The sequence below is a fragment of the Streptomyces poonensis genome (assembly GCF_014650915.1).
GTDB classification, from domain to species: Bacteria; Actinomycetota; Actinomycetes; order Streptomycetales; family Streptomycetaceae; genus Streptomyces; species Streptomyces poonensis.
Map to the genome: position 1 here is coordinate 1 of NZ_BMVW01000010.1, position 11,776 is coordinate 11,776.

Sequence of the window (11,776 nt, forward strand, 5' to 3'; positions counted from 1 at the left end):
CTAAGCCTTACAGCGCCGATGGTACTGCAGGGGGGACCCTGTGGGAGAGTAGGACGCCGCCGAACAATTTTTGAGAAAGGCCCCGAACCTTATGGTTCGGGGCCTTTCTGCGTTCCCGGACCCTCCTTCAGTCCTTGGCGGGCCTCGGGGGCAGGTTATTCAGAGGCGACCCGCTGCCTTGAGGGCCAGATAGGCGTCCGCCAGTTCTGGTGCGAGGTTTTCCGGGATGGAGTCGACGACCGTGACGCCGTGACGGCGGAGTTGTTCGGCTGTCCGATGGCGTTCCGCCTGGGCCTGGGCCGCGGAGGCGGCCTCGTACACAGCCTCCGTGTTTCCGCGGGCCTTCGCCATGCGTGCGATGTGCGGATCCGCCACCGATGCCACCAGGACCGTGTGGCGTTGGGTGAGCTGAGGAAGCACGGGAAGCAGGCCCTCTTCGACAGGGGCCGCATCGAGACTCGTCAGCAGGACGATCAGGGAGCGGCGGGGAGCCGTGCGGAGTGCGGTCGCCGTGAGGGTGCGGGCATCCGTTTCGATGAGCTCCGGCTCCAGTGTGGCCATCGCGTTGACCAAGGAGGGTAGGACGTCACCTGCGGCGCGGCCCTGGACGAGGGCGCGTACGCGGCGGTCGTAGGCCAGGAGATCCACGCGGTCGCCGGCGCGGGATGCGAGGGCTGCGAGGAGCAGTGCCGCATCCATGGAGGCGTCCAGGCGGGGCGCATCGCCCACCCGGCCTGCCGAAGTGCGTCCGGTGTCGAGGACCAGGAGGATGTGCCGGTCGCGCTCGGGACGCCAGGTGCGTACGGCGACCGCCGACTGGCGGGCGGTGGCGCGCCAGTCGATCGAGCGGGTGTCGTCTCCGGGGACGTACTCACGGAGGCTGTCGAACTCCGTTCCCTCGCCTCTGGTCAGCACGCTGGTGCGGCCGTCCAGTTCCCGCAGGCGGGCCAGTTTGGAGGGCAGGTGCTTGCGGCTGGTGAACGGGGGCAGGACGCGTACCGTCCAGGGGATCCGGTGGCTTCCCTGCCGGGTGAACAGGCCGAGAGGGCCGTACGAGCGGATGGTGACGCGGTCCGCCTGGCGGTCGCCGCGACGTGTGGGGCGCAGACGGGTCGTGACGCGCCGGCGTTCGCCCGGGGGGACCGTGAGACGGTGTCGGGAGGCCGTGACCTCGGTGCCGGGCTGCCAGCTGCTCGGAGGCCAGGCGTCGCGGAGGCGGGCGCGCAGGGGGCGGTTGGACGGGTTGGTGACCGTGAGGGTGACGTCCGCCGTTTGGCCGAGGCGTGCCGAGGTGTCGCCGGAGCGGGTGAGGCCGAGGCGGCGTACGGGCGCTGCCAGGGCGAAGTCGCAGGCGCAGGCCAGCGCCAGCGGGGCGTTCACGGCGAGGACGCCCGTCCAACTGGGTTCCCAGATGCCGACGGGGAGAGAGCCGAGGGCCGCCAGGAGGGCGGCTCGTCCGGTGGGTGCCATCAGCGGGGTACGGGGACGTGGGTGAGGATCGCGTGGATGACCGAGTCGGCCGTCACACCTTCCATCTCGGCCTCCGGGCGGAGCTGCACACGGTGGCGGAGCGTGGGAAGGGCGAGCGCCTTCACGTCGTCGGGGATGACGTAGTCGCGGCCGGTGAGCCAGGCCCAGGCGCGGGAGGTCGCGAGGAGGGCCGTGGCGCCGCGCGGAGAGACGCCGAGGGTCAGGGACGGGGACTCGCGGGTGGCGCGGCAGATGTCGACCACGTAGGCGGTGATCTCGGGGGAGACCGTCGTCTTCGCGACGGCCGCGCGGGCGGCTTCCAGGTCTGCGGCGGTCGCTACGGGGCGTACGCCGGCGGCGCGCAGGTCGCGAGGGTTGAAGCCTTCGGCATGGCGGGTCAGGACGTCGATCTCGTCCTGGCGGGAGGGCAGGGGGATGGTGAGTTTGAGGAGGAAGCGGTCCAGCTGGGCTTCGGGGAGGGGGTACGTGCCCTCGTACTCGACCGGGTTCTGGGTCGCGGCGACCAGGAAGGGGTCGGGGAGGGGGCGCGGCGTGCCGTCGACGGTGACCTGGCGTTCCTCCATGGCTTCCAGGAGGGACGACTGGGTCTTGGGCGGGGTGCGGTTGATCTCGTCCGCGAGGAGGAGGTTGGTGAAGACCGGGCCGGGCTGGAACGAGAACTCGGCGGTGCGGGTGTCGTAGACGAGTGAGCCGGTGACGTCGCTCGGCATCAGGTCGGGGGTGAACTGGACGCGCTTGGTGTCGAGTTCGAGTGCGGCCGCGAGGGCGCGTACGAGGAGTGTCTTGGCGACGCCGGGGACTCCCTCCAGCAGGACGTGACCGCGGCAGAGCAGGGCGACGACGAGGCCGGTCACTGCGGGGTCCTGGCCGACCACGGCTTTGGCGATCTCGGCGCGCAGGGCTTCCAGGGAGGCCCGGGCGGTGCCCGGATCCCCGGTGTGCCCGGCGTTGTCAGTGGTCGGGTCCATCATGGACGGCGTACCTCACTTTCGAGGGCGTCGAGTTGGTCGGCGAGGGCGATCAGGGCTGCGTCGTCGCCGGGTGGCGGGCCGAAGAGGAGGGTGTGCAGGACCTGCCCGTCCCCGTGCCGGCGCAGATGGGCGGAGAGGGCGGGGAGCAGTGCCTCGGGCGTGTGTGCCTGGGCGAGGGGGACGCCTACGAGGGGGGCGAGGCGAGTGAGGGTGGTGGAGCGCAGGGCGGCGGCCGCACGGTCGCGGGCGCCGGCCTTGCGGTAGAGGCGGGCGCGGCCTTCGACGGTTTCGGAGGCGCGGATCGCGACGGGGAGCCGTTCGGGCACGAGGGGGCCGAGCCGGCGGGCCCGCCAGAGGGCGGCGAGGGCCGCGGCCACGAAGAGCTGCAGGGTGCCCCAGAGCCAGCCCGAGGGGAGCAGGTCGAGGAAGCTGCGTTCGCCGGTGTCGGTGAGCGCTTCGTCGGACAGCGAGGGGAGGTACCAGACCAGGTGGGGGCGCGAACCGAGCAGTTGGAGGGCGAGCGAGGCGTTGCCGTGCTCGTCGAGGCGGTCGTTGAACAGGATGTCGGCGGCGCCGAGCACGATCGTGTCGCCGCCCCCGGAGGCCGGGAGGCGTACCAGGCTGGGGAGTCCGTCGCTGAGGTAGCAGGCGTCGGCGTCCGGGGCGGTCGCGTGGTAGCGGACGCCTCCGGTCTCGGCGGTGCCCGCTCGTCGGGCGGTCGGCAGATCGCAGCCGGGGGAGAGCGTCGAGTCGAAGCTGGGCGCGGGGTCCGCGCGGACGCCGGGGGCGAGGGTGCCGACGGACGGGGTGTCGGGTGCGAGCAGGACCGTACGGCCGCCGGAGGTCTCGGTCGTCGCGCGCAGCCGCTTCTGCTGCCCGTCCGTCAGGAGGTCGGGAACGGCGACCAGCAGGGTGGTGTCGGGTCCGGCTGCGGCACGTGCTTCGTCGAGGGTGGTGACCACGCGCGTGGAGACCCCCCGGTCGGCGAGGAGCTCGGCGACGGCACGGCTGCCGTACGGGTCCGCCGAGCGCGGGTCGAGCATGCCGTGCTGGGAGGTGGACCGGACCGAGGCGATCGCGACGGCGGCCGCCAGCAGGAGCACCAGCGCGAGCACGACACCGCGCGCGCGGGTCCACAGCTGGCGGGCGGTGGGCGAGGCCGAGGTGGACGGGGGGAGCGTGGCCTCGGTGGTCATTCGGCGGCCCCCTGGCGGGTGCTGTGGGCCGTGCTGTGGGCGCTGCTCGCCAGTACGGGTCTGGTGCGCCCCAGGTCGTCGTCGAGGGCGGCAAGGCGGCGGTACGTCGCTTCGTCCGACGACCTGCCGCCGTACGTGACGTCGTCGAAGTCGCGGGCGGCCGCGCGCAGCCGGTCGACGTGGGCGGGAAGCGCGCGGCCCGCGTCGGAGGCCGCCTCGTCGGCGGTGCGGCCGGGGCGTACGTCGAGCAGCGCGCGTTCCTCCAGGGAGCGGACGACGGCGCGCATGCGTTCCTGGACGGCCTGGTTCCAGTGGCCCTGGGCCGCGTGCGCCTCGGCCGCCGCCCGGTGCTCGGCGGCGGTGCGGGGGCGGTCGTCGAAGAGCGCGGCGGACGAGGTGGGGAGGCGGCGCGGGGTGCCGAGACGCCACCACAGGGCGCCCAGGAGTGCGAGTGCCGTCAGGACGATGACGACGAGGCCGAGTGCTCCGCCCGGGGTGGCGGAGGCGGCGGCGCTGAACAGCTTGTCGACCCAGTCCCAGAAGGCGTTCAGGGCGCGCTGTAACCAGCTGGGGTCGTTCTCGTGGTACATGCGCTTGGACAGCTCCCGCCGTGCCGCCTCGCGGGCGGGGTCGCGCGGGACGGTGAGTGGCGGTTCCTCGTCGGACGCCGGCAGCGCGGACAGGCTGCCGCCGAGGCCCAGCAGAGGCCGTACGGCCGGCGGGCCCGTGTGTGTCAACGCCAGGACCGTCGTGAGAACTCCCCCCGGCACGACGTCAGCCTCCCGGAGTGGCGCCGGGCGTGTGGGTGCCGTAGCCCTGGAGGCCGGCGGCGCGGCCGAGCTCGAGGTCGAGGGCCTCGCGGCGGATGCGCTGGTCGACGTAGAGCAGCACGGTGACGCCCGCGGTGATGGGGAACGTGAGCATGGACCCGATCACCGAGCCGATGCCGCTGACGACGAGGAACGTCCAGCCGTAGTCGCCGGTGGTGTTGTTGAGGAAGCCGGAGATGCCGTCTCCGCTGAGCGCGGCGGCGATGAAGGTGAACGGGATGACGATGATCGACGCCACGATGTTGGCGATGATCGCGGCGAGCAGCTGGATGCCGAGGACTCGCCACCAGGAGCCGCGCACCAGCTTGACGGAGCGGCTCATCGCCTTCAGGACGCCCTGCTTCTCCAGCATCAGGGCCGGCGAGGCGAGCGAGAAGCGGATCATCAGCCAGATGGCCACGATGAACGCCGCGAGTCCGCCGAGCACGGCGAGTCCGGCCCCTGCTTCCGCCTCACCGATGAGGGCGACGATCAGGCCGGGCAGAACGCCCACGAAGACGATCGCGCCGGCGATGAGCGGCAGCAGGAGGGTCAGGCCGAGCAGCTTCAGCAGCCGGGGCCGCGCCTCGCGCCAGGCTTCCGCCGTCGTCACGGGCTTGCCGAGCACCGCCCGGCTGGTCACGGAGGTGAGCAGGGCCGTCGCGACGATGGTGCCCAGCAGGCTGATGAGAAGGACGACGGCCGAGCCGAGCATCGCGGTGCCCATGGCCTGGGTCAGTTCGTCGAGCGTGGCGTTCGGGTCGTTGAGGGCTTCGGTGTCGGCGGTGCCGTCGAGGACGAAACCCTGGAGCAGGATGACCGCGATCTCCGTGACGACCGCGACGGTCAGCGAGATGCCGAGGACCGTGCGCCAGTAGGTGCGCATGGTGGAGACCGCACCGTCGAGGATCTCCCCGACGCCGAGCGGGCGCAGCGGGATCACGCCGGGCTTGGCCGCGGGAGGCGGACCGCCCCACGGTGTGCCCCAGCCGCCGGGTGCGCCCCAGCCTCCGTGGCCTCCGCCCTGGCCGCCGTGGCCTCCCGGGCCGCCGGGGTGGTGGCCGCCCCAGCCCGGTCCGGGCGGTGGGGGTGGCGGTGTCTGGCCGGGGCCGTGTGGGGCCGGAGCGGACCACTGGCCGGGCGGGGGCTGCTCCTTGGACCACTTCGACGGCGGCTCCGGCTGCTGCGCGCCCCCCTGGTGCGGCTGCTCCGGAGACCGCGCGCCACCGGAGTCGGCCGGCTCCCGGCCGTCCGACGGGGTGGATCCGGGCGAGGCCCAGCCCGGAGTGTCGTTCATCGTCGCTCCTTCACGGTGCCCGACCGCGGTCGCGGCGGCGGGTTGGCGCCCATCGTGCCATGGCGTACCCGGGAAGGGACGGGGGGCGGTATGGGCTGTGCACCTTCAATTGTCAGCGGGGTACGGGGCAGACTGGGCGGATGGCTGATCAGTACGCGCGATACGGCGACGGCAACCGGCCGACGGAGATCCCCGCGATCCGCTGGGAGGAACCACCGGAGGGCCCCGTCCTGGTCCTCCTCGACCAGACCAGGCTGCCGGCCGAAGAGGTCGAGCTGGTGTGCACGGACGCGCCCGCGCTGGTGGACGCGATCCGCAACCTGGCCGTGCGCGGGGCGCCGTTGCTCGGCATCGCCGGGGCGTACGGTGTCGCGCTCGCCGCCGCACGCGGCTTCGACGTGGAAGAGGCCGCCGCCGGGCTGGAGGGGGCACGGCCGACCGCCGTGAACCTCGCCGTGGGCGTGCGCCGGGCCCGGGCGGCGTACCGGGCCGCGCTGGCCGCGGGCGAGGGCGAGAAGCAGGCCGCCGAGGCGGCGCTCGCCGCGGCAGGGGAGCTGCACCGGGAGGACGCCGAGGCGAGCGCGCGGATGGCGGAGCACGGGCTGGCGCTGCTCGACGAGCTGTTGCCGGGCGGCGGGCACCGGGTGCTGACGCACTGCAACACGGGGTCGCTGGTGTCCGGCGGGGAGGGCACGGCCTTCGCGGTGGCGCTGGCGGCGCACCGCACGGGACGGCTGCGCAGGCTCTGGGTCGACGAGACGCGTCCGCTGCTGCAGGGTGCCCGGCTGACGGCGTACGAGGCGGCGCGCAACGGGATGGCGTACACCCTGCTCACGGACAACGCGGCGGGCTCGCTGTTCGCGGCGGGGGAGGTGGACGCGGTGCTGGTGGGGGCCGACCGGATCGCGGCCGACGGCTCGGTGGCGAACAAGGTGGGGACGTACCCCCTCGCCGTGCTGGCCCGGTACCACCATGTGCCGTTCATCGTGGTGGCGCCGGTGACGACCGTGGACCCGGACACCCCGGACGGCGCGTCCATCGAGGTGGAGCAGCGGGCCGGGCACGAGGTGACGGAGATCGCGGCGCCTCAGGTGCCGGGGGCCGGGGTGGAAGCGGGGGGCGGGGTTCCGGTGGCCCCTCTGGGGACCCAGGCGTACAACCCGGCCTTCGACGTGACACCACCGGAACTGGTGACGGCCATCGTCACCGAGGAGGGCGTCGTGTCGCCTGTGACGGCGGAGGCACTCGCTGCTCTGTGTGACAGGTCACGCCAGGTAACGATTTAGCTAATGGGATGATGTCATTCATGAAGGGACGAGTCCTTGTCGTCGACGACGACACCGCACTGGCCGAGATGCTCGGCATTGTGCTGCGTGGTGAAGGTTTCGAGCCGTCTTTCGTGGCCGACGGCGACAAGGCGCTCGCCGTGTTCCGGGAGACCAAGCCCGATCTGGTGCTGCTCGACCTGATGCTGCCCGGTCGGGACGGCATCGAGGTGTGCCGCCTGATCAGGGCGGAGTCCGGGGTGCCGATCGTGATGCTCACGGCCAAGAGCGACACCGTCGACGTGGTGGTCGGCCTGGAGTCCGGAGCGGATGACTACATCGTCAAGCCGTTCAAGCCGAAGGAGCTCGTCGCGCGGATCCGGGCGAGGCTGCGGAGGTCGGAGGAGCCGGCTCCCGAGCAGCTCACCATCGGTGACCTCGTCATCGACGTGGCCGGTCACTCGGTGAAGCGGGAGGGGCAGTCGATCGCGCTGACGCCGCTGGAGTTCGATCTGCTGGTGGCGCTGGCCCGCAAGCCGTGGCAGGTGTTCACGCGCGAGGTGCTGCTGGAGCAGGTCTGGGGCTACCGTCACGCGGCGGACACCCGCCTGGTCAATGTTCATGTGCAGCGGCTGCGTTCGAAGGTCGAGAAGGACCCGGAGCGGCCGGAGATCGTGGTGACCGTCCGCGGTGTCGGTTACAAGGCCGGGCCGAGCTGACATGTCCGGGGACAGTGCCGCTTCGGCCCCCGGCAGGCCCGGGGACGGCTCGGGGCGGCCTGTCGGCCGGAAGACCGCGGGGTCCCGGGGATCCCGCTGGACGCGTCTGCTGGAGAGCGGGCTGCTGGAGGGCGGGGTCCAGGGCAGTCCGGTCCTCCGGCTGTTCCTGCGCTGGGTGCGCCGTCCGCTGCTGCCCACGATGCGGCTGTGGCGGCGCAACATTCAGCTCAGAGTCGTCGTCACGACCCTGCTGATGTCGCTCGGCGTGGTCCTGCTGCTGGGCTTCGTCGTCATCGGGCAGGTGCGCAACGGGCTGCTCGACGCCAAGGTGAAGGCGTCGCAGAGCCAGGCCACGGGCGGGTTCACGGCCGCCGGCCAGGAAGCCGACAACGCCGCGAACGCGGCCGGGAGCGACTCCGGCGACCCCGACGGCGACTCGGTCACGAACGTCGGCGAGTGGATGAGCAACCTCGTCACGTCCCTCTCCAGCGGCGGACAGGGCGCGTACGACGTCGTGATGCTCAGCCCCGCCGCCGCGGGCAGCGGCAGCGGCGGGTTCGGCCCGCGTGCCTCGGGCGGCGTCGAGTGGGACCGCAGTGTGCCGATGGATCTGCGGGAGCGCGTCGACGACGGCACAGGCGCGGTGCAGAGCTACACGCGCCTCTCGTACACCAACGGCCGGGACTCCCAGCCCGCGCTGATCATCGGCAAGCAGGTCAACGATCCCAACGGCGACCCGTACCAGCTCTACTACCTCTTCCCGCTCACCCAGGAGGAGAAGTCGCTGAGCCTGGTCAAGGGGACGCTGGCCACGGCGGGGCTGTTCGTCGTGGTGCTCCTCGGGGCCATCGCCTGGCTGGTGGTGCGCCAGGTCGTCACGCCCGTGCGGATGGCGGCGGGCATCGCTGAGCGGCTGTCCGCGGGGCGGCTGCAGGAGCGGATGAAGGTCACGGGTGAGGACGACATCGCCCGGCTCGGCGAGGCCTTCAACAAGATGGCGCAGAATCTGCAGCTGAAGATCCAGCAGCTGGAGGACCTGTCGCGGATGCAGCGGCGGTTCGTGTCCGATGTGTCGCACGAGCTGCGGACGCCGCTGACGACGGTCCGGATGGCGGCCGATGTCATCCACGAGGCGCGCGTCGACTTCGATCCGGTGACCGCGCGCTCGGCGGAACTGCTCGCCGACCAGCTGGACCGGTTCGAGTCGCTGCTCGCGGACCTGCTGGAGATCAGCCGGTTCGACGCGGGCGCGGCGGCCCTGGAGGCGGAGCCGATCGACCTCAGGGAGGTCGTGCGGCGGGTCGTCAGCGGGGCCGAACCGCTCGCCGAGCGCAAGGGAACGCGGATACGGGTCGTCGGCGACCAGCAGCCCGTCGTGGCCGAGGCCGATGCCCGGCGGGTGGAGCGGGTGCTGCGCAACCTCGTCGTCAACGCCGTGGAGCACGGTGAGGGCAAGGACATCGTGGTGAAGCTGGCGGCGGCGGGCGGCGCGGTCGCGGTGGCGGTGCGCGACTACGGCGTGGGCCTCAAGCCGGGCGAGGCGACCCGGGTGTTCAGCCGTTTCTGGCGGGCGGACCCGGCACGCGCGCGTACCACCGGCGGTACGGGCCTGGGGCTGTCGATCGCCCTGGAGGACGCGCGGCTGCACGGCGGCTGGCTGCAGGCGTGGGGTGAGCCGGGCGGCGGGTCGCAGTTCCGGCTGACGCTGCCGCGGACCGCCGACGAGCCGTTGCGCGGGTCCCCGATCCCCCTGGAGCCGAAGGACTCGCGGAGCAACCGCGGACACGGCGACGCCGGCCTGCCCCCCGGGGCCGGTGGCAAACTCGCCACCGTCCCGGTGCAGCCCTCGGGGGAGAACGCTGTCAGGAGGGCCCCCATAGGCACGCGATCGGCAGGAGCGATACCCACCGCCGATCCGACGGCGCTGCCCGGCAGCGGGGCGCGCGTGGTGCCCCGGCCCACCGGAAGCGCGAACGCCCCGACGGACGGCGCGGCGGGCGGCGGGCGGCGGGGGCAGGAGCCGGCCGCCACGGAGAAGCCGTCCCGGGACGACTCGCAGCGGTACGAGCGGGACGACTCGCAGCGGTACGAGCGGGACGGCTCGGAACGGTACGGGCAGAGTGGCCCGGAGCCGTACGGACAAGGCGGCTCGGAGCCGTACGAGCAGGGGGAGGCTTTCCGTGGGCGCTGACCGCGAGGGGCGCGGCCGCAGGCGCCGGGTGCGCGTGGCGGCGTGCGCCGGCGGTGCCGCCGTACTGCTGGCCGGGTGTGCCTCGATGCCGGACAGCGGGGATCTGCGGGGCGTCGAGTCCACGCCGCGCCAGGACACACAGGTCCGGGTCTTCGCACTGCCGCCGCGCGACGACGCCCGGCCCGCCGAGATAGTGCAGGGCTTCCTTGAGGCTCTCACCAGCGACGACACCGATTACGAGACGGCACGCAAGTACCTGGCCGGGCAGGCGCTCGAGGACTGGCGGCCGAGCACGTCGACGACGATCCTCGCCGAGGGACCGAACGCCACCCCCGAGTCCTCGGGAACCCGGGAGGACGACGGCGATCTCGTGTACCGTCTGACCGGACGCAGGGTCGCCCGGGTGGACGCGCAGAACGCCTACGCACCCGCCGACGGGTCCTACAGCGAGACGGTGCACCTCACGCGGCTCGAGGACAGCAAGCAGTGGCGCATCGACCGGCTGCCGCAGGGAGTGGTGCTGGGCAAGTCGGACTTCCGGCGTACCTACGTGTCGGTCAACAAGTACTACTTCACGTCCTCCACGCAGCCGGGGCAGATGGGGACCGTCGCCGACCCGGTCTACGTCCGCCGGCAGGTGGACCCGGTGACGCAGATGGTCCGTTCGCTGCTGAAGGGCCCGACCCGCTGGCTGGAGCCGGTGGCCCGGACCAGCTTCCCGCCGGGGACGGCGCTCAAGAAGGGCGTCGAGTCGCTGACGCCCGACGACCAGAACAAGCTGACCGTCCCGCTGAACGGCAGGGCCGATCGGGCCGAGCTGGGCAAGTGCCGTGAGATGGCGGCGCAGCTGCTCTTCACCCTCCAGGACCTGACGCCCACCGGGGTGGACGAGGTGGAGCTGCAGCGGTCGGACGGCACGCAGCTGTGTGAGCTCGACGAGGACCGCGCCGGCATCGTCGCCGCGCACGGAGCGGGGCAGGGCGCCGACTTCGAGTACTTCATCGACGGCGACGACCGGCTGGTCCGTATGTCCAGCAGAGGCGGCGTCGAGTCCCCCGAGCCGGTGCCCGGTGTGCTGGGTGCCGGGGACAAGAGTCTCCGCTCGGCCGCCGTCGCGCGGGACGAGGACCGGGCGGCAGGGGTGTTGCTGGACGGAAGCGCGCTGTACGTCGGGTCGCTGGCCTCGGGAGGTTCGCTCGGCGACCCGGTCGTGCTCAGCGAGGGCAGCACCGAGGGCGACCGGCTGACGACACCGAGCTGGGACGGGAGGAACGACCTGTGGGTCGCCGACCGTGACCCGCAGAACCCCCGGCTGCTGATGCTGCAGGACGGCGCCGGTGAGCCGGTCGAGGTCGCGACGCCGCAGCTCGACGGCCGGATCGAGGCGGTCCGGGTGGCCGCGGACGGGGTGCGGATCGCGCTGATCGTGGAGAAGGACGACAAGCGGTCGCTGCTCATCGGCCGGATCGAGCGGGGCGACGACCGGAGCGGCCGGACCACCGTGTCGATCGTCGGACTGCGCTCGGTGACGCCTCAGCTGGAGGAGGTCAGGGCCATGTCGTGGGCCGGTGACAGCCGGCTCGTGGTGGTCGGGCGCGAGTCCGGGGGTGTGCAGCTGATGCGGTACGTCCAGGTCGACGGCTCCACACTGGACGGCCCGGAACTGGCGGCGCTCACGGGAGTGCAGGAGATCGCCGCATCCGAGGACGAGAGTCTGCCGCTGGTGGCGCATTCGGAGGACGGGATCGTACGGCTGTCCTCGGGCTCGCAGTGGCAGCAGGTGGTCGAGAAGGGGTCTGCGCCCGTCTATCCGGGGTAGCGCGGGGCTGTCCGGGAT

General features: G+C 72.7%; 9 protein-coding genes and 1 rRNA gene. 5 read left to right on the forward strand and 5 right to left on the reverse strand.

Going from position 1 to position 11,776, the window contains the following annotated elements; translation table 11 throughout:
* Positions 1 to 65, forward strand: a 5S ribosomal RNA gene (rrf, locus tag IE242_RS39475); the annotation flags it as partial.
* A gap of 94 nt (positions 66 to 159) precedes the next feature.
* On the opposite strand, the gene IE242_RS22955 is transcribed toward rrf, so the two are convergent.
* From IE242_RS22955 to IE242_RS22975, 5 genes are read right to left on the reverse strand one after another with little or no spacing between them, the layout of a single operon-like run.
* Positions 160 to 1,470 (reverse strand): DUF58 domain-containing protein, encoded by a 1,311-nt coding sequence (locus tag IE242_RS22955; protein ID WP_189862209.1) that lies wholly within the window; start codon positions 1,468 to 1,470, stop codon positions 160 to 162.
* A complete protein-coding gene (locus tag IE242_RS22960; protein WP_189862641.1) occupies positions 1,470 to 2,459 on the reverse strand; it encodes an AAA family ATPase in 990 nt (329 codons plus the stop codon). The genes IE242_RS22955 and IE242_RS22960 overlap by 1 nt, the downstream gene beginning before the upstream one ends.
* Positions 2,459 to 3,658 (reverse strand): DUF4350 domain-containing protein, encoded by a 1,200-nt coding sequence (locus IE242_RS22965; protein WP_189862212.1) that lies wholly within the window; start codon positions 3,656 to 3,658, stop codon positions 2,459 to 2,461. Before IE242_RS22965 ends, IE242_RS22960 begins: the two co-directional genes overlap by 1 nt.
* Positions 3,655 to 4,395 (reverse strand): DUF4129 domain-containing protein, encoded by a 741-nt coding sequence (locus IE242_RS22970; protein WP_373299564.1) that lies wholly within the window; start codon positions 4,393 to 4,395, stop codon positions 3,655 to 3,657. Before IE242_RS22970 ends, IE242_RS22965 begins: the two co-directional genes overlap by 4 nt.
* A 37-nt stretch (positions 4,396 to 4,432) precedes the next feature.
* Complete coding sequence (locus tag IE242_RS22975) at positions 4,433 to 5,764, reverse strand: DUF7847 domain-containing protein (RefSeq protein WP_189862214.1); 1,332 nt, start codon at positions 5,762 to 5,764, stop codon at positions 4,433 to 4,435.
* Between the two features lie 140 nt (positions 5,765 to 5,904).
* Between IE242_RS22975 and mtnA the strand changes: the two genes are divergently transcribed.
* The 4 genes from mtnA to IE242_RS22995 are packed head-to-tail and all read left to right on the forward strand — an operon-like array spanning position 5,905 to position 11,758.
* The gene (gene mtnA, locus IE242_RS22980; RefSeq protein WP_189862216.1) at positions 5,905 to 7,050 is read left to right on the forward strand and encodes an S-methyl-5-thioribose-1-phosphate isomerase; all 1,146 of its coding nucleotides are present in this window, start codon (positions 5,905 to 5,907) and stop codon (positions 7,048 to 7,050) included.
* An 8-nt stretch (positions 7,051 to 7,058) separates the two neighbouring features.
* Positions 7,059 to 7,748: a two-component system response regulator MtrA gene (gene mtrA, locus IE242_RS22985; RefSeq protein ID WP_189862223.1), complete on the forward strand. Its 690-nt coding sequence runs from the start codon at positions 7,059 to 7,061 to the stop codon at positions 7,746 to 7,748.
* Position 7,749: 1 nt separating this feature from the next.
* Complete coding sequence (mtrB, locus tag IE242_RS22990) at positions 7,750 to 9,939, forward strand: MtrAB system histidine kinase MtrB (RefSeq protein WP_189862225.1); 2,190 nt, start codon at positions 7,750 to 7,752, stop codon at positions 9,937 to 9,939.
* Positions 9,929 to 11,758: an LpqB family beta-propeller domain-containing protein gene (locus IE242_RS22995; RefSeq protein WP_189862227.1), complete on the forward strand. Its 1,830-nt coding sequence runs from the start codon at positions 9,929 to 9,931 to the stop codon at positions 11,756 to 11,758. The genes mtrB and IE242_RS22995 overlap by 11 nt, the downstream gene beginning before the upstream one ends.
* The last annotated feature ends 18 nt before the right edge of the window (positions 11,759 to 11,776 follow it).